General features: G+C 41.2%; 19 protein-coding genes. 17 read left to right on the top strand and 2 right to left on the bottom strand.

Annotated features, from left to right (window positions below):
- Positions 1-406: 406 nt before the first annotated feature.
- The 4 genes from rpmH (at position 407) to yidC (ending at position 3,012) form a co-directional block, all read left to right on the top strand.
- Positions 407-541, top strand: coding sequence for a 50S ribosomal protein L34 (gene rpmH, locus NFU46_RS19360; RefSeq protein WP_008488847.1), 135 nt, complete (start codon positions 407-409; stop codon positions 539-541).
- Between the two features lie 7 nt (positions 542-548).
- Positions 549-971: a ribonuclease P protein component gene (gene rnpA / locus NFU46_RS19355; RefSeq protein WP_058583673.1), complete on the top strand. Its 423-nt coding sequence runs from the start codon at positions 549-551 to the stop codon at positions 969-971.
- Positions 972-1,099: 128 nt separating this feature from the next.
- A complete protein-coding gene (gene yidD / locus NFU46_RS19350) occupies positions 1,100-1,372 on the top strand; it encodes a membrane protein insertion efficiency factor YidD (RefSeq protein ID WP_054563758.1) in 273 nt (90 codons plus the stop codon).
- An 8-nt stretch (positions 1,373-1,380) separates the two neighbouring features.
- On the top strand, positions 1,381-3,012 hold the full coding sequence (gene yidC, locus NFU46_RS19345) for a membrane protein insertase YidC (RefSeq protein ID WP_251604131.1): 1,632 nt from the start codon (positions 1,381-1,383) through the stop codon (positions 3,010-3,012).
- A 57-nt stretch (positions 3,013-3,069) separates the two neighbouring features.
- Here the strand turns inward: yidC and NFU46_RS19340 are convergent, their stop codons facing one another.
- Both NFU46_RS19340 and NFU46_RS19335 read right to left on the bottom strand, forming a co-directional pair.
- Complete coding sequence (locus NFU46_RS19340) at positions 3,070-4,275, bottom strand: PepSY domain-containing protein (RefSeq protein WP_251604129.1); 1,206 nt, start codon at positions 4,273-4,275, stop codon at positions 3,070-3,072.
- 9 nt (positions 4,276-4,284) lie between these two features.
- Entirely contained in the window at positions 4,285-6,432 is a 2,148-nt protein-coding gene (locus NFU46_RS19335) for a TonB-dependent siderophore receptor (protein WP_251604126.1), read from the bottom strand.
- A gap of 209 nt (positions 6,433-6,641) precedes the next feature.
- Here NFU46_RS19335 and mnmE point away from each other — a divergent pair, with 209 nt between their 5' ends.
- The 13 genes from mnmE to atpA all read left to right on the top strand — a co-directional run bounded on the left by mnmE (position 6,642) and on the right by atpA (position 18,936).
- On the top strand, positions 6,642-8,006 hold the full coding sequence (gene mnmE, locus NFU46_RS19330) for a tRNA uridine-5-carboxymethylaminomethyl(34) synthesis GTPase MnmE (RefSeq protein WP_175083285.1): 1,365 nt from the start codon (positions 6,642-6,644) through the stop codon (positions 8,004-8,006).
- A gap of 145 nt (positions 8,007-8,151) precedes the next feature.
- Positions 8,152-8,892 carry an isocitrate lyase/phosphoenolpyruvate mutase family protein gene (locus tag NFU46_RS19325; protein WP_251604124.1) on the top strand — a complete coding sequence of 247 codons (741 nt, stop codon included), beginning with the start codon at positions 8,152-8,154 and terminating at the stop codon, positions 8,890-8,892.
- Positions 8,893-9,478: 586 nt separating this feature from the next.
- Positions 9,479-9,928, top strand: a complete 450-nt coding sequence (mioC, locus tag NFU46_RS19320) for an FMN-binding protein MioC (protein WP_054554800.1) — start codon at positions 9,479-9,481, stop codon at positions 9,926-9,928.
- 429 nt (positions 9,929-10,357) lie between these two features.
- Complete coding sequence (gene mnmG / locus NFU46_RS19315) at positions 10,358-12,247, top strand: tRNA uridine-5-carboxymethylaminomethyl(34) synthesis enzyme MnmG (protein WP_054554801.1); 1,890 nt, start codon at positions 10,358-10,360, stop codon at positions 12,245-12,247.
- 15 nt (positions 12,248-12,262) lie between these two features.
- Entirely contained in the window at positions 12,263-12,883 is a 621-nt protein-coding gene (gene rsmG, locus NFU46_RS19310; RefSeq protein WP_251604122.1) for a 16S rRNA (guanine(527)-N(7))-methyltransferase RsmG, read from the top strand.
- Positions 12,884-12,896: 13 nt separating this feature from the next.
- Positions 12,897-13,682, top strand: coding sequence for a ParA family protein (locus tag NFU46_RS19305; RefSeq protein WP_054554803.1), 786 nt, complete (start codon positions 12,897-12,899; stop codon positions 13,680-13,682).
- Positions 13,683-13,702: 20 nt separating this feature from the next.
- On the top strand, positions 13,703-14,614 hold the full coding sequence (locus tag NFU46_RS19300) for a ParB/RepB/Spo0J family partition protein (RefSeq protein WP_054554804.1): 912 nt from the start codon (positions 13,703-13,705) through the stop codon (positions 14,612-14,614).
- 159 nt (positions 14,615-14,773) lie between these two features.
- The gene (locus NFU46_RS19295; protein WP_054554805.1) at positions 14,774-15,154 is read left to right on the top strand and encodes an ATP synthase subunit I; all 381 of its coding nucleotides are present in this window, start codon (positions 14,774-14,776) and stop codon (positions 15,152-15,154) included.
- A gap of 15 nt (positions 15,155-15,169) precedes the next feature.
- The gene (gene atpB, locus NFU46_RS19290) at positions 15,170-16,027 is read left to right on the top strand and encodes a F0F1 ATP synthase subunit A (protein WP_054554806.1); all 858 of its coding nucleotides are present in this window, start codon (positions 15,170-15,172) and stop codon (positions 16,025-16,027) included.
- Positions 16,028-16,083: 56 nt separating this feature from the next.
- Positions 16,084-16,317: a F0F1 ATP synthase subunit C gene (gene atpE / locus NFU46_RS19285; protein ID WP_004335261.1), complete on the top strand. Its 234-nt coding sequence runs from the start codon at positions 16,084-16,086 to the stop codon at positions 16,315-16,317.
- Between the two features lie 42 nt (positions 16,318-16,359).
- Positions 16,360-16,830: a F0F1 ATP synthase subunit B gene (gene atpF, locus NFU46_RS19280; RefSeq protein WP_054554807.1), complete on the top strand. Its 471-nt coding sequence runs from the start codon at positions 16,360-16,362 to the stop codon at positions 16,828-16,830.
- Between the two features lie 16 nt (positions 16,831-16,846).
- Positions 16,847-17,380, top strand: coding sequence for a F0F1 ATP synthase subunit delta (gene atpH, locus NFU46_RS19275; protein WP_054554808.1), 534 nt, complete (start codon positions 16,847-16,849; stop codon positions 17,378-17,380).
- 14 nt (positions 17,381-17,394) lie between these two features.
- Positions 17,395-18,936, top strand: coding sequence for a F0F1 ATP synthase subunit alpha (gene atpA, locus NFU46_RS19270; RefSeq protein WP_054554809.1), 1,542 nt, complete (start codon positions 17,395-17,397; stop codon positions 18,934-18,936).
- Positions 18,937-18,965 lie beyond the last annotated feature (29 nt).

The raw sequence follows: 18,965 nt of genomic DNA, 5'->3' as shown, positions 1-18,965 counted from the left end.
CGACTATTATGAAGGTACTTTATCCACAAGTACAAGATTGATTTTTATGAAAAATATGATCTCAGCAACATAAAAGAATAAAACACTGATTTTTAAGAAAATTATTTTTTAAGCTCGAACAGTGATCATAACAAATTTGCAGCCAGATCGCGATCAAATTCTACGATCGAATTGGCTTTTCCCAAGCTTTTATTCACTTTTTATACAGAGGCTGTGGAAAACTTCTTATTTATGATGATCCTATATGATCAGTTAAAAGGATCCTTTATAATTACGGCCTCTGCAGCGTTTTAATGATTGACTTTTGTTGTCTTCATCTATAATATCTCGCGCTCGCAATGGCACCTGTGCCAGGATCGCGACCTGCATAGGATGTTTTAACCTTAACCGATCGGATGGAATTGTTATGAAAAGAACTTTTCAACCTAGCGTTTTAAAACGCAAACGTACACACGGTTTCCGTGCTCGTATGGCAACAGCAAATGGCCGTAAAGTATTAGCTCGTCGTCGTGCTAAAGGCCGTAAAGTTCTTTCTGCTTAATATATAAGTGGAAGACTTTAGCTTCAGCAGGGAGTTACGTCTGTTAACTCCCTCGCATTACTCTCGAATCTTTAATGAACCAGCACGCGCTGCGACTCCTTTCTTTACCCTATTAGCTAAACGCAATGACCAAACTAATCCTCGATTAGGTCTTACGGTCGCAAAAAAACGCGTTAAAAAAGCCTGTCAACGTAATCGAATTAAACGACTTGCTCGCGAAAGTTTCCGTTTAAATCAACATAAACTCGATAACATTGATATTGTGCTTATGGTTAAAAGTGGTATTGATGAACAGTCAAACGAAGAGCTAACAAAGCAACTAAATAAATTGTGGCGAAAAATTAACGAACGCTGCAAGCCTGGTGCACCTAAACCACCACCATTTAAAAAACGCCCGAATAAATCAGCTAAATCTAATAAACAAGCCTGATAGCAATAGAATTACAGGCTTAATTAAGGTATCTTTAGCTCACCTTTTAATCATGCATTTAAAATTCTACGATGGGAATTTAAATTCATGGTATCCATTGACTAAATTAACGCAGGGGCAGACACATCATGAGGTTACTTAAACCACTTGTTGCTATTCCAAAGCGCTGTTTAGTCATGCTAATACGCGGCTATCAAAAATGGATAAGCCCACTATTAGGCCCGCATTGTCGTTTTAATCCAACCTGCTCTAGTTACGCTATTCAAGCAATTAATTTGCATGGAAGTGTAAAAGGCAGTTGGTTAGCTGTTAAACGCATATTAAAATGCCACCCTTTACATGCTGGTGGGGATGATCCCGTACCGGCAAAAAATCATATTAACCACCAACACGAGAAATAAGAGCTGTTATGGAATCGCAACGCACGTTTTTATTAATCGGCTTGATGCTTGTGTCGTTTTTATTATTTCAAGAATGGAATAACGACTACAACGCACCAAAGGCTGATCCAAGTGCCACAACACAAACACTAGGCGCAACAACACCAGAATCTGATGACTTTATTCCTGCATCATCTGACGGTGAAGTTCCAGCTGTAACGACAGCAAAGCGCTCAGTTATCGATGTAACAACTGACGTATTCACTGTTAAAATTGACACCCGTGGTGGTGACATCATTGAAACAGACTTACTTCAGTACGAAGAAGAAAAAGGCAGTAACACACCTTACATGCTATTAGGTGAGTTCGATGGTAAGCAATACTTCTCGCAAAGTGGCTTAATTGGTTTAAATGGTCCTGACGCAACTGTTGCTGGTCGCCCTGTTTATAAAACCACACAAAAAGCATTTACTTTAACGGGTGATGAGCTAAGTGTACCACTTGAGTTTACTGACAGTAAAGGTGTGACGTTTACTAAAACTTATATCTTCAAAAAAGGCGACTACGCTGTAGATTTAGAGTACACAGTAAACAACGTAACAGCTGATCCAATTCAAGTTCAGTTATACACGCAAGTAAAACGCACAGTACAAGAAAAAGGTAGCTTAGTAGATCAAAACTACTTAGGTGCAGCATTTGGTACTGAAGAAGAGCCATACGAAAAGTACAGCTTCTCAGACATGGCTGATAAAAATCTTAACATCACTACAGCTGGCGGCTACATTGCATTTATTCAACACTACTTTGTAAGTGCATGGGTACCAAAGCAAGACCAACAAAATACCCTTTACAGCAAATTAGTTGCTGGGAATGCGGCAATTATTGGTACTAAAGGTGAAGCAGTTAACGTACAAGCTGGTACGCAAGCAACACTTAGCTCAACTTACTATATGGGCCCGAAAGAGTCTGACGTACTAGAAGCAATTCACCCAGACTTAGACCTAACTGTAGACTACGGTTGGTTATGGTTTATCTCACAACCATTATTCGTACTACTTAAGTGGTTACACAGCATCCTAGGTAACTGGGGTCTAGCTATCATTGCAATCACGGTTATCGTTAAAACGGCAATGTACCCGCTTACTAAAGCACAATACACGTCAATGGCGAAGATGCGTGCACTTCAGCCTAAAATGGCTGCACTAAAAGAAAAGTATGGTGATGACCGTCAAAAATTCGGTCAGGCTATGATGGAAATGTACCGCAAAGAAAAAGTGAACCCTATGGGTGGCTGTTTCCCACTGTTACTACAAATGCCAATCTTCTTAGCGTTATTCTACGTATTCTTAGAGTCAACTGAGCTACGTCATGCTGAATTCGTTTTATGGTTAAATGACTTATCAGCAATGGACCCATACTACGTATTACCGGTTTTATTTGGTTTAAGTATGTTCATCACTCAAAAGCTGCAACCTATGACGGTTACTGACCCTATGCAGCAAAAAATGATGACCTTTATGCCTGTAGTATTCTCTATTTTCTTCTTATGGTTCCCATCTGGCCTAGTACTTTACTGGTTAGTATCGAACCTTATCTCAATCGCACAGATGCTAATCATCTACCGCGGCATGGAGAAAAAAGGTATTAAGGTAAGAGGCTAAACTCTTAACCCAATAAAAAAGGCGCTAACTGCGCCTTTTTTAATGCCTGGAAAAAAGCTAACCGAGAATAGGAGAATAAACTTGATTAGGCACACTGCGTTCAGTAAAGCTCAAACTTGTTGTTAGTAGCGAAGCAACTACCAAACCGATTGCAACCACCCCAGATAAACCAAGCCACTTTACAGCCGTTGTTTTACGCTTAACCCTAAGCCAACTCATATAGATGCCAGCAGCGCTTACAAAGCTCATCAATGCACCAAATAACCCCCAAATAAGCTTGGTACCAATGCCTGCAAAGTTACCAAAGTGCAGCGGATCAGCGGTGTCTTTAATTCGTGGAAGCAGGTTTAGTTCTTCCCCTTTTTGTATACCAAGAACTTCACCGGAACTTGGTTTTAAATAAACCCGGTTAGCACGCAGGCGCAATAAAATATCATCGTTATAACCACGCACTTCAATAGGCTGATCCGCTTTACTCGGATAACGAATATAGCGAATATCAAGGCTAGGAAACGCCTGTTGAGCAGCTTCATAAGCAGCAGATAAACTAATTGGCGATAGACCTTTGCTAGGGCTTTGTTTTTTAAACTCACTCACGGCTGGTGGACTAGAGACATAGTGAGGTACATTCGCAGTTTGCAGCCCATGTTCTACCAGATACCAAACCCCTGTGATGGCCATCACAGCAATAAACCATAAACTCCAAAGCCCTAACAGCTTATGCCAATCAGACCAACTACTACGTTTATCTAGGCTTAGCGCAGCAGGCTTTTTCATAAAGCCTTGCCACCAGCGCCGATACACATAAAAACTCGAGACCAATAAAATAACGAGTAAAATACTCAAACTGGTGACGATTAGTTTACCCATCCAGCCCATCGACAAGTTCATATGCCAGTTACGTAAAAACCGTGATATCCGCCCCCATTCTCCTTCACCGAGTAAGCGACCCGTTGCAGCATCTAAATAAACAAAGCGAAATGAATCACCGACTTTAAGAGCCGCTTCAGTGGCAAGGTAATCTTGCTTATGACGTTGGATATAAAGTAACTGAGCTTGCGGATAATGCTTATTAAGGGTGTTTTCGAGAGCTGGGTAGTTAGTAGAGGCTGAAGAAGTTAAAGCACGGTACTTAGCGTCTGTTAAGTACTCGAGTTCATGACTTAACGTAGCGAGTGTCCCCGATACGCAGGTAACAAAAAACAGGACTCCAACGAAGAGTCCTGCCCAAGAATGTAAGTTAAACCAACTTTTAGCGTTCACACGCCACCATTAAAAACTGTATTTAGCACTTAAATAGACACGGCGTGGCTCACCAGGAAAGTGCCCTGTTCGCTCGATAAAGCCACTGCTTGCGTATTCTTTATCAAATAGGTTCTTAACTGATAGCTGCCATTGCCAGTTATCAACGGTTGTTTGCCACGCCATGTTGTAAACAGTGTAAGGTTTAACACGTTGACCGCCTAAACTAAGCTGTTCATCAACATAATCTAAGCCAGCAGAAATAGATGACGATAAGCTAGGTAGCTCATAGCGTGTCCATATACCTAGAGTATTTTGCGGCGCGTTAGCAAATTTATCGCTATCTGGAATTTGGTTACGAATGCTGTCGTTGGCTTTAGTTATACGGGTATCATTATAAGCGTAGCTTGCAGTAACTACCCAGCGCTCAGTGATGTCACCAACCACTTCGAGTTCAAAACCCTTACTTTGTACTTCACCAACGGCAACTAGGTCATCAACGCCGTCACCTGCAACATCACCTAATAAGCTAGGCTGCAGGATGTTTTCGCGGACAATATCGTACACAGCCATATTAACAGCAAGTGTGTCTGCTAATAGCTTGGTTCTTAAACCTAACTCGTTAATGCGGCTAGTTTCCGGCGAGAACGGACCGCCCTTTGCTGTTTCTTGATTACTCGCACTTTGCGGCACAAAGCCAGTGCCATGTAGCGCATAAGGGAAGAACATATTATTAATGTTATAGCTGGTACCAATACGGTAGGTTAAGTCGCTATCAGAAAACTCGGTTTGATTTAACAGATCTTTATCTTCAAAACGATCATACCTTAAGCCAGCTGTCACACTCCAATTAGCGGTGATATCTAGTTGATCTTGCAAGTAAGCACCAAAGCGGGTGCTATTCGTTTTACCAAGCCGTGGGGTAATACTATCAAGATCATAATCATCTGCAGAGGTTAAACCATACTCAGGGTTGTTAAGATCAAGTCCTGGTACTGGGCCACCTTTACTTTGTTGCGTAGCTGTACGGTAGACGCTTTCAAAATCATGTTCATACCAATCACTACCAAACAGCACTTGATGCTGCATGTCTGCAACTGTAAATTCTGCAATCGCATTAGCTGTTAAGCTAAAGCCTTCGTTCTCACGTACTTGATCACGAAACTCACGATGGCTCCAATCAACAATACCGTCGTCATCTGTATCAACGAGGCCTCTTGGTTCATGGTAGTTTTGCACTTCTTTGTTATCAAAATAACGTGCTGTGACATCTGTGCGCCAAACATCATTAAATTCATGTTTTAAAGTTGCCTGATAGACATGGGCTTCAACATTTTGAAAGTCTGTCGCCTCGTTATGATTCCAGCTAATATCAGTTAAAAAATTGCCATTATCATCAGCAGGTACACCACGTAAACGTGCCCCACCCAACTCTTGCTCTATATAGGTATACTGAGTGGTCAATTCGGTTGCACTATTGATAAGCCACGTATAACCAAGATCAACAATGGTATTATCGCTGCTAGTATTAGCACGGAATGGCTTTTCAGTATCACGGTAAAGACCAACACGGTAAGCATGATTATCAAGTGATTCACTCAATGTTCCAGTGCTTTCTAATGCACCACTGAAGAAGTCATCATTACCTACTTCAACTTCAATACTGTGTTCACTGGTGAATTTAGGCTTCTTAGTTACATAGTTAATAATACCACCCGGATTACCACTACCGTATATAGCGCCAGCAGGTCCTTTTAAAACCGCAACTTGTTCAATATTAAATAATTGCGGTACAGCAAAGCCATTGAAAGGGTCGCCCTTTACACCATCATATAAAATCTCATCTTGGCGGAAACCACGGAATGTCACGCCTGAATAACTAAAGGCATTAACGCCAGCAATATTGCTATAAAGGTCGGTAATTTGGCGAGCAGCCTGATCGCTAATCAGCTCCTGCGGCAAAATTTGAATTGACTGAGGAATTTTCTCTAAAGGTGTATTGGTACGAGTAGCAAAACTTGACTCGGTTGGGCGATATAAAGAGAACGCACGGCCAACAACTTCTATTTTTTCGAGTTCTTTAGAATCACTTTGATCCGGAGTAGTCACTTCAGTTTGAGCATGAGCAACGCCCGAAAAACCAGCAGCAAGTGCAATAAAAACAGCAGAAAGACGCATAATAAAAAACAATAAGATTTAGAATGCGCAACATGGTAATGAATATAATTATCATTTGCAATGGCCGTTTATTATTAATTAAAGCTAAATAAAGTATTACTTACATCAGACTTTTGCTACTTCATTACTCAAACAGCTATTCGCATGAAATTAAGCCATAGGTTACAATAGAGCCAGCATTCATTCTTTTATTGGCATTATTTCATCGCATGATTAATCAAGACACAATTGCAGCACAAGCGACCGCACCAGGACGTGGTGGGGTTGGTATTATTCGCGTCTCTGGCAGCTTAGCTAAAACAGTGGCAGAACAGATTATTGGCCGTTGTCCTAAAACACGTTACGCAGACTATGTACCATTTAAAAGCTTGAACGGTGAACAGCTTGACCAAGGTATTGCTATTTACTTCCAAGGGCCAAATTCATTTACCGGCGAAGACGTACTAGAACTACAAGGTCACGGCGGCCCTGTCGTATTAGATATGCTATTAAAAGAAATTAGCCAAATTGACGGTGTACGTTTAGCAAAACCAGGTGAGTTCTCTGAACGCGCATTCATGAATGATAAGCTTGATTTAACTCAAGCAGAGGCAATTGCCGATTTAATTAATGCAACCAGTGAACAAGCAGCAAAAAGCGCCCTCCAATCACTGCAAGGTGAATTCTCTAAACATATTGAAACGCTGGTGGAGAAAGTCATTCACCTACGTATGTATGTTGAAGCTGCAATTGATTTTCCTGATGAAGAAATCGACTTTTTATCAGACGGTAAAGTATCCGCAGATCTCAATGCCATTATTGATCAATTAGAGAATGTAACTCAGCAAGCTAAACAAGGTAGCATCATGCGTGAAGGTATGCGTGTTGTTATTGCGGGTCGCCCTAACGCTGGTAAATCAAGCTTATTAAATGCGTTAGCTGGCCGTGATGCAGCCATCGTTACCGAAATAGCAGGTACAACACGTGACGTATTACGCGAACATATCCACATTGATGGTATGCCACTACATATTATTGATACCGCAGGCCTGCGTGAAAGCCCAGATAAAGTAGAGCAAATTGGTATTGAACGCGCATGGGATGAAATTAACCAAGCCGATCGCGTACTATTTATGTTAGACGGCACAGATACATCAGCCACTGATCCTCATGATATTTGGCCAGAGTTTATGGCCAAGTTACCAGAGGGGATGGGTGTTACTGTCATCCGAAATAAAGCCGATATTTCCGGTGAAAATGTCGGTATGGATGAACATGATCAATATCCGGTGATCCGTTTAAGTGCCAAAAATGCAGAGGGTATAGAGTTAGTTCGTACTCACTTAAAGGCATGTATAGGTTTCCAAGGTGCCACAGAAGGTGGATTCATGGCACGCCGCCGTCACTTAGATGCACTTGATCACGCAGCCTATCATTTAAACACAGGCAAAGAGCAATTAGAGATGCATATTGCTGGTGAGATCTTGGCTGAAGAGTTACGCCTAACTCAACAGTTCTTAAATGAGATAACGGGTGAATTTACCTCTGATGACTTGCTAGGGAAAATCTTTAGTTCGTTCTGTATCGGTAAATAAATTCCGGTCATCAATATTATAAAAAAGAGTCGCAAGACTCTTTTTTGTTTTTAGTCTAGTGATCAATTATCGGTTCAGGGCCGAAACCAGCCAGTAATTAACCTCATATCAATTAGTCTAGCGATGTCATTAAACGGAGGACATCATGGACAAATATCAACTCTTTCACCAATTACACCACCAGCAAAGCGGCTTTATACTTGCTAATGCGTGGGATCTTAGTTCAGCACAATTCATCCAAGCTGCGGGAGCTAAAGCAGTAGCAACAACCAGCTGGGGAATTGCTGCCAGTTTAGGGTTAGCTGATGGTGAAAACATCTCTTTTAAAACTCAATTAGCACTGGCTAAAAGCTTAACCGAACACCTTCATATTCCACTTTCTGTGGATATAGAGTCAGGCTACAGTAATGATCCGCTGAAAATTAGCCAAAACGTTTTAGCGTTAGCAAGATTAGGAGTTGTAGGCATCAACATAGAGGACTCAGATAAAGACACTAACGCACTGAGATCTATCGAACAACAATGCACTATTATTAGTGAGATAAAAAAAGCACTTAACGAAAATGGCTTCGGTGGTTTATTTATAAACGCCAGAACCGATACCTACTTTGTTAGTGACTCCCCTTTTCTAGCAACATTAGAGCGAGCAAAAGCGTATCAAGATGCAGGTGCAGACGGTCTGTTTGTGCCCGGCTTAACTAATATAGAGCACATAACCAGCTTAGCTAACACAATAGATATGCCATTAAATGTTATGGCAATGAGCAATTTTAACTCAGCAAAAGCCGCTTTCGCTGGTGGTGCAAAACGGTTTTCATTGGGTAATTCACTCTATGATCTAGTCGGAAATACGATAAAAACCAGTTTAACTCAGATCGAAAACTAACTTAGCGAGCTAAAAAATTAGATCAAAACAGCTTTTAAGATCGAATTTAGCTAAAAATGTTATCCACATTTGGGGCTTTTTTAGATCTAAAGGCTGATTTGATCATAAAAAAACGCGGAAATTTGAATTTATTTTCATACAACAGCCCTTTTTGATAACTAATTTTCTTAAAAACAGCCTTTATTAGCGCTTATTTAAGTTTTTTTCGATCTATTTTATTGATCGCAAATTGCAAACCGATCGTTATCAACAAGCGATCTATCCACAAAACGATCATACTCACTACTTTTATCAGATCTGAAAAATTAAGCGCTTACACATAATTAAAGATCAACAACTTAGCAAAGTTATACAGTTTCAAATATTTAGCTTGATCAGAACTTTCCCCAAATTTATTAACAGCTTGATCAAAGGGTTTGATTTATGAATAAAAATAAAAAACCATTAAAAACAGTAGATTATAAAAAGCATTGAATTAAAGCTGTCATTTTAAGCAGAAAAACTTATTCAGATCGTAATTCAACGCTTTACTCACACCCTAACTTAGTTATCATGTGGCCACTTATTTCTATACATGATCAATCACATGCAATCAGTAAATATCATCGTTGGCAGCCAAATGGGATCTGCAGAATACGTGGCAGAGCAACTAGCAGAAGCCCTTGAACAACAAGGGATCCAAGTGCAGCTTCATGAACAGCCTGTATTTGATGATATTGATCAGCAAGATACTATTTGGTTGTTATGTACTTCTACATACGGCGCGGGAGACTACCCAGAGAACCTACTGCCATTTGTTGAGTCTATTAACCAACAGGCTGATCTTAAAGGATTAAACTACAGTGTGATCGGATTGGGTGACACTAGTTACGACACCTATAACTATGCAGGCCGTAATCTAGATGAGTTATTAGCTAATAAAGGCGCAAACCGCGTGGCAGAACGCTTAGAGCTAAATATTCTTGATGAAGCATTGCCAGAAGACACGGCATTAGCCTGGTTACCAAGCTGGATCGAATCAGCAGGGCTCAATTAAGCCAATCGGTGTTGATCGTTGTTATAAAAGTTACCCACAATTTACCGATAATTTAGATCGGATTGTGGATAAACACTGATCTAACTGCGATTTTAACCTAGTTTATCCCTTGGATAAGATCCAATCGATATTGCCCTGTGTATAAATAGCCCTTTTGATCAAAGCTTTTACGCGGGAAGATCCGATCATATTAACACCTTTAGATCTGCGTTAAGATCATGTTTTAAATAGTAAAGCGAACATTATCAACAGATCTAGCTGTTACTAGTAGTAAGAGTAATAAAAGATCTCTTTAAAAGATCCTTTATATTATTAGAGATCACCCACTTAGATCTTGAGCACTGTTTAATCATTTATCTTCTCTAAATTTCTAGGTAGAATACGCTCCCTTTACAAAGTTTTGCTGGTCGATTAAGTAGGATCCCATAAATGATTTTTCACGAACGTTTTGATGTTATTGTTGTAGGTGGTGGACATGCAGGTACTGAAGCTGCATTAGCATCTGCTCGCATGGGCATGAATACCCTATTGCTAACTCATAATATGGATACCCTTGGTCAAATGTCTTGTAACCCGGCAATTGGCGGTATTGGTAAAGGCCATTTAGTTAAAGAGATCGATGCACTTGGTGGTGCAATGGCTCAGGCTATTGATAAAGGCGGTATTCAATTTCGTACTTTAAACTCATCTAAAGGCCCTGCAGTTCGTGCTACACGTGCACAAGCTGACCGTGCTTTGTATAAAGCAGCTATTCAACATACTTTACAACATCAAGAAAACTTAAAGATCTTCCAACAATCATGTGACGATCTAATCGTTGAAGGTGATCGAGTAATCGGTGTTGTAACGCAAATGGGTCTTCGTTTTAGCGCGCCTTCAGTGGTTCTTACCGTAGGTACTTTCTTAGGTGGTCAGATCCATATTGGTTTAGAGAACTTCAAAGGTGGTCGTGCCGGTGATCCACCTTCAATTGCACTTGCAGAGCGTTTACGTGAATTACCTTTCCGTGTTGATCGCTTAAAAACAGGCACGCCTCCTCGTATTGATGCGCGTACTGTTGATTTTAGCAAGATGCAAGAACAGCCAGGTGATACCCCAACACCTGTATTCTCATTTATGGGTAAACAATCGGATCACCCACAGCAGATCCCGTGTTACATCACTTATACAAATGAAAAAACACATGATGTGATCCGCAATAACTTACATCGCTCACCTATGTATTCAGGTGTAATTGAAGGTATTGGTCCACGTTACTGCCCTTCAATCGAAGATAAGATCGTACGTTTTGCTGATAAAGACAAACATCAAATCTTTGTTGAGCCTGAAGGTTTAACATCATACGAATTATATCCAAATGGTATTTCAACGAGCTTACCGTTTGATGTACAGCTTGAAATTGTGCAATCAATCACTGGTTTTGAAAATGCACATATTTGTCGTCCAGGTTATGCAATTGAGTATGACTTCTTTGATCCGCGCGACTTAAAGCAATCATTAGAAACTAAGTTTATTAATGGTTTATTCTTCGCAGGCCAAATTAATGGTACAACCGGTTACGAAGAAGCCGGCGCGCAAGGTTTAATTGCGGGTATGAACGCCGCATTACAAGTACAAGGCAAAGAGTCTTGGACACCTCGTCGTGATGAAGCATACACAGGTGTACTAATTGACGACCTAGCAACATTAGGTACTAAAGAACCGTACCGTATGTTTACTAGCCGTGCTGAATACCGTTTATTACTTCGTGAAGATAATGCCGACATTCGTTTAACTGAAAAAGGCCGTGAACTTGGCTTAGTTGACGATGCTCGTTGGGCTGCATTTAACGAAAAAATGGAAATCATCGAAAAAGAAACGCAACGTTTAAAAGAAACATGGATCCACAAAGATCACGTTGCTGTTGATCAAGTAAATGCATTATTAAAAACACCACTGACTCGTGAAGCGAGCCTTGAAGATCTGATCCGTCGTCCTGAAATTCGTTATAACGACTTAATGGCGATCGATGGTTTAGGTTCTGAGTTTGATAACCAAGCTGCACTTGAGCAAGTTGAGATCCATACTAAGTACGCAGGCTATATTGCTCGTCAGCAAGATGAGATCAATAAGCAGCTACGTCATGAACAAACTGTATTACCAAAAGACTTTGATTATTCAACTGTTTCTGGTTTATCAAATGAGGTTATCGCAAAGCTTACTGATAGTCGTCCAGATACAATTGGCCAAGCGTCACGTATTTCAGGTATCACCCCTGCTGCTATTTCGCTATTATTAGTCTATCTGAAAAAGCAAGGCTTACTGCGCAAGACTGCGTAGTTGGTGAGGAATACAGTGTTACAACAACAATTAACTTCGCTGTTAGCGCAAACTGATATTGCGCTAACAGAAAAACAGCAACAACAACTTGTGCAATATGTTGAATTATTAGACAAGTGGAACAAAGCCTATAACTTAACCTCTGTTCGTTTACCTGAAGAAATGATGGTTAAACATATTATGGATAGCTTAGTTGTTGCACCACACCTTAAAGGCAAACATTACATTGATGTAGGTACCGGTCCTGGTTTACCGGGTATCGTATTAGCCATCGCTTTACCTGATACACAATTTGTATTGTTAGATAGTTTAGGTAAACGCGTGCGCTTTTTGATGCAGGTAAAACATGCACTTGGCCTTGAAAGTGTAACCCCAGTGCAGTCTAGAGTTGAAGAATATCAACCAAGTGTTAAATTAGATGGTGTATTAAGTCGTGCATTCGCCTCTTTACAAGATATGGTTGACTGGTGTGCGCACTTGATTGATCATTCAGGTAAATTTATCGCCTTAAAAGGCGTATTTCCAAGCGAAGAACTAGACTCATTACCTAAAGGTATTAAGTTTGATGAAAAAATCAGCTTGGAAGTACCTGAGTTAGATGCGCAAAGACATCTAATCATTCTATCTAAAGACTAGGGATCAGAGCACTGTGGCAAAAGTCATCGCATTAGCAAACCAAAAAGGTGGTGTTGGTAAAACAACCACCGCTGTGAATCTCGCGGCATCGATGGCCGCGACGAAGCGTAAAGTGTTATTAATCGATCTTGATCCGCAAGGAAACGCTACTATGGGTAGTGGTGTCGATAAATACGGTGATGTTGCGACTATTTACGATTTATTGATTGAAGAAACACCAATCGATGAAGTGATCAATAAAGAAACCTCAGGTGAGTATCACTTAATTGCTGCTAATGGCGATGTGACTGCCGCTGAAGTTAAACTAATGGAATTGTTTGCTCGTGAAGTGCGTTTACGTAATGCGCTTGAACAAATTCAAGATCAATACGATTTCATTTTTATCGACTGCCCGCCTTCACTTAACATGCTTACTGTTAATGCAATGGCTGCCGCAGATTCGATTTTAGTTCCGATGCAATGTGAGTATTATGCCCTTGAAGGTTTAACGGCATTAATGGATACCATTACTCAGCTATCTAAGCTAGTAAATCCAGCGTTAACAATTGAAGGGATTTTGCGCACCATGTATGATCCGCGCAATCGCCTTGCAAATGATGTATCAGAACAACTAAAACAACATTTTGGCGATAAAGTATATCGTACCGTTATCCCACGTAATGTCCGTTTAGCAGAAGCGCCGAGTTTTGGTGCCCCTGCCATGTATTATGACCGTGCATCAAGTGGTGCTAAAGCTTACTTAGCCCTAGCCGGCGAAATGTTACGTAGAAAAGAGAAAACATCTTCAGCAGTAGCCTAACTTCGAGGTAAAAAAATAACATGTCTGCTAAAAAACGCGGTTTAGGCCGAGGACTCGACGCTTTATTAAGTTCATCAAAACCTGCCCCAAGTGCAAATAATCAGCAACAAGCGACAGCAACACCAGAGCAAGTCTCAGAAGTTGTTGCAGAGCAAAGCAAAGGTGAGCTGCAAAAATTAGCGATTGAGTTTTTACAATCGGGTAAATATCAACCGCGTAAAGACATGTCTGAAGAAGCGCTAGAAGAGTTAGCCAGTTCAATTCGTGCTCAAGGCATCATTCAGCCAATTGTTGTGCGCCAAATTGGTGCAGACAAATATGAAATTATTGCTGGTGAACGTCGTTGGCGTGCTGCTCAACTTGCAAAATTAGATGCTGTTCCATGTATCATCAAAGATGTACCAGATGAAGCTGCCGTTGCAATCGCATTGATTGAAAATATCCAACGTGAAGACCTAAACGCGATGGAAGAAGCGATTGCATTGAATCGTTTACTTAACGAATTTGAACTCACTCATCAACAAGTCGCCGAAGCTGTTGGTAAATCGCGTACGACTGTGACTAATTTACTACGTCTAAATAATCTTAACGAAGATGTTAAAATCCTGTTAGAGCATGGCGACATCGAAATGGGTCATGCACGTTGTTTATTGGCACTTGAAGGCGAAGCGCAGTCAGATGCTGCTAGATTAGCGGTTGCTAAAGCGTTGACTGTTCGTGAAACTGAGAAATTAGTTCGCTCTATCTTAGAACCAGCTCCGAAAAAAGAAGTGCAAGAAAAAGATCCGGATGTCAAACAGTTAGAACAAAAACTTGCTGAAAATTTAGGCGCCAAAGTAGAAATAAACTACAATAAAAAAGGCAAAGGCAAACTGGTTATCTCTTATACAACTCTTGATGAGTTGGATGGCATTTTAAGCCGTATAAATTAAGACTATTCCCGTCATTAATTAATAACATGTCCAAAAAGAGACATTTGTGGTGTTTTTGCACTACAAAGGGTCGACTCAAGTTGCAAAACTGGTAGGAATCAGTATAATTTCGCCAGTTTTCATACCCTGACAATTTAACGTTCTAAAGGTTAACAAAACGTGACTAATAGGTTAGCAAGGCCGTATAGGCTTGCCGCATTTAAATTAATTTGTCTTCAGGGTATCGTAGCATTAATCGCTGCAGTAATTGTTTTTATAGGTTGGGGAGTCAATGCCGGCCAGTCAGCGCTTGCTGGCGGAGCTGTTGCACTACTCCCTAATTTTGTATTTGCTGTCTATGCATTCCGTTATATGGGTGCAAGTCGAGTAAATCAAGTGTATGCCTCGCTAAAGCGCGGCAACGGATTAAAATTTATGCTAACAATCGTTTTGTTTGCACTGATACTGAAGTCTTACACGGTCGTTTTATTACCGTTTTTCTGTGTTTATGTATTGGTGTTATTTAGCGGATTGTTTGCGCCCGTTTTTTTTAATCATTAACTTTTGGGATATAACATGGCTGCAGAAGAAGTAACTCTATCAAGCCATATTCAGCACCACTTAACTAACGCTAAGATGTGCTCGACCGACGCTGGTCTTGCCTTCAACAAAGCGTGTGCAGACAGTGGTTTCTGGACATGGAATATAGATACCCTCGCATGGTCAATCGGTCTAGGTCTTGTATTTTTATGGATCTTCCGTAGTGCCGCTAAGAAAGCAAATACCGGTGTACCTGGTAAATTTCAGTGTTTCATTGAAATGATCGTTGAGTTCGTTGGAGACAACGTACGTGACACATACCACGGTAAAAGCGCATTAATCGCTCCATTAGCTCTAACGATTTTCGTTTGGGTGTTCTTAATGAACTTAATGGACTTGATTCCGGTTGATTTCCTACCTGCATTCGCTGGCTTCGTTGGCGAGCAAGCATTTGGTATGGATTCTCACGACGTTTACATGAAGATTGTACCTACAACAGACATCAACATGACTGCTGCACTTGCTATTGGTGTATTCATTCTGATGATCGGTTACGCAATCAAAATCAAAGGGATTGGCGGATTCTTAGCTGAATTAACGCTTCACCCGTTTAGCTCTAATAACAAGCTAGCAATGGTGTTCTTAATCCCATGTAACTTATTACTAGAAACAATCGCTTTAGTTGCTAAGCCGTTCTCGTTAGCACTGCGTTTATTCGGTAACTTATATGCTGGTGAGTTGATTTTCATCTTGATCGGCGCAGTTGGTTTAATGCAACTACCGTTGCACTTTATTTGGGCTGTATTCCACATCTTAGTAATCGTACTGCAAGCATTCGTATTCATGATGCTTACAATCGTATACCTAAGCATGGCAAGCTCAGATAATCACTAATTTTTTACACTTTTAAAATTTAATTTTAATTTACAATTGAAACTTTGGAGAAAAAAATGGAACTAGTATTAGGTCTTAAGTATATCGCTGTTGCTCTACTTATCGGCTTCGGTGCAATCGGTACTGCAATCGGCTTCGGTAACATGGGTGGTAAATTCCTAGAAGCTTGTGCTCGTCAACCTGAACTTGCACCTTCATTACAAGTTAAGATGTTCATCCTTGCTGGTCTAATCGATGCCGTAGCTATGATCGGTGTTGGTATCGCAATGGTATTGTTGTTCGTACTTTAATATTATTTTTTGAACAGCTTACTATTTTAAGGAGGAGCGGTCGTGAACTTAACAGCCACTCTTATCGGTGAATTAATTGCATTTACGGTTTTCGTACTTTTCTGTATGAAATACGTATGGCCACCACTAAATGGTGCAATTGAAGCTCGCCAGAAGAAAATCGAAGATGGTTTAGCTGCCTCTGATAGAGCCGAAAAAGACTTAGAACTTGCGCAAAAGAAAGCTGCTGAGCAGCTTAAAGAGGCAAAAGCTCAAGCGGCTGATATCATTGAACAAGCTAAAAAGCGTGCCACGCTAATCGTTGACGAAGAAACTGTTCGTGGTCAACAAGAGCGTGAAAAAATTATTGCTCAAGGGCACTCTGAAATCGAAGCAGAGCGTAACCGTGTAACAGAAGAACTACGTAAACAAGTAGCGACGCTGGCAGTGGTTGGTGCTGAGAAGATTTTAGAGCGCGAAATCAATCAAGCCGCACACAGTGACATCGTTGAAAAACTTGTCGCTGAGCTGTAATTAGGAGGGTATGAGCATGTCTGAATTGGCTACTATCGCTCGCCCATACGCTAAAGCGGCTTTTGAACTTGCCGTTGAAAAAGGCACTGTTGAAAGTTGGAACGACATGCTGTTCTTTGCTGGCCATGTTGCCAGCAACGAGCAAGCCGCTGCCGCGCTAGCTGGATTGCCTACTGCTACTGAACAAGCAGATCTGTTTATCAAGATCTGTGCAGAGCAGCTCAACGAACAAGGTCAGAACCTAATCAAGGTGATGGCTGAAAATGGACGTTTAGTTGCACTGCCTGCTGTTGCTGAGTTATTCGCTGAATTTAAAGCGGACTACGACAAAGAAATCGACGTTGACGTGATTTCTGCAACACCGCTTGCTGCTGAGCAGCAAGCAACATTGGTAGCGGCACTTGAAAAACGTTTCGCACGCAAAGTTAAGCTGAATTGTAGTGAAGATACTACAGTTGTTGGCGGTCTTATCATTAAGGCGGGTGACACTGTAATCGACGGCTCAGTACGTGGCAAATTAGCCCGCTTAGCTACATCACTACAATCGTAATTGGGAAAAAGAGCATGCAACTTAATTCCACTGAAATTTCAGATCTGATCAAACAACGTATTGAGCAGTTCGAAGTTGTAAGTGAAGCTCGTAACGAAGGTACTATCGTATCTGTTACTGACGGTATCATCCGCATCCACGGTCTTGCTGACTGTATGCAAGGTGAGATGATCGAGCTTCCTGGCAACCGTTATGCTATCGCACTAAACCTTGAGCGTGACTCAGTAGGTGCTGTAGTAATGGGTCCTTACGCTGACCTTAAAGAAGGCGTAAAAGTTAAATCAACTGGTCGTATCCTAGAGGTTCCTGTTGGTCGTGGTCTACTTGGTCGTGTTGTTAACACACTAGGTGCACCTATCGACGGTAAAGGCGCTTTAGATAACGACGGTTTTGAACCTGTTGAGAAAATCGCACCAGGCGTTATCGAACGTCAATCAGTAGATGAGCCAGTACAAACTGGTTATAAATCTATCGATGCGATGATCCCAGTAGGTCGTGGTCAACGTGAGCTTGTGATCGGTGACCGCCAAACTGGTAAAACTGCATTAGCAATCGATGCTATCATCAACCAAAAAGGTACAGGCGTTAAGTGTGTGTACGTTGCAGTTGGTCAAAAAGCATCTACTATCGCTAACGTAGTACGTAAATTAGAAGAGCACGGTGCATTAGAAAACACGATTGTTGTTGTTGCATCTGCTTCTGAATCTGCGGCACTTCAGTACCTAGCACCATTCTCTGGTTGTACTATGGGTGAATACTTCCGTGACCGTGGTGAAGACGCGCTAATCGTATATGATGATTTATCTAAGCAAGCTGTTGCTTACCGTCAAATCTCATTACTACTTAAGCGTCCACCAGGCCGTGAAGCATACCCAGGTGACGTATTCTACCTTCACTCACGTCTTCTAGAGCGTGCATCACGTGTAAACGCTGATTACGTTGAGAAGTTCACTAACGGTGAAGTGAAAGGTAAAACAGGTTCATTGACGGCATTGCCAATCATTGAAACTCAAGGCGGCGACGTTTCTGCGTTCGTACCGACAAACGTTATCTCTATCACCGATGGTCAGATCTTCTTAGAAACTGACTTATTCAACTCAGGTATCCGTCCAGCTGTTAACGCTGGTATCTCGGTATCTCGTGTTGGTGGTGCAGCGCAAACTAAAATCGTTAAGAAACTAGGTGGTGGTATCCGTCTAGCGTTAGCTCAGTACCGTGAATTAGCTGCGTTCTCGCAGTTCGCGTCTGACCTTGACGATGCAACACGTGCTCAATTAGAGCATGGTGAGCGCGTAACAGAGCTAATGAAGCAGAAACAGTACGCACCAATGTCTGTTGCTGAAATGTCTCTGTCGCTATTTGCTGCTGAAAAAGGCTACCTAAAAGACATCGAAATCGCGAAAATCATGGATTTCGAAGCTGGCCTAATTTCTTATGCAAACAGCACATACGCAGAGCTAATGGCTCAAATCAATGAAACTGGTAACTACAACGCTGAGATTGAAGCTCAACTTAAAGAACTTCTAGAGAAGTTCAAGTCGACGCAAACTTGGTAATTTAGTTATGAATGGTGAGCTTTAGGCAA

Source organism: Pseudoalteromonas sp. NCCP-2140, assembly GCF_023708065.1.
In the GTDB taxonomy this organism is placed as follows: domain Bacteria; phylum Pseudomonadota; class Gammaproteobacteria; order Enterobacterales; family Alteromonadaceae; genus Pseudoalteromonas.
Note: the sequence above shows the minus strand (reverse complement) of the source record. Positions and strands in the feature narration are given on the sequence as shown.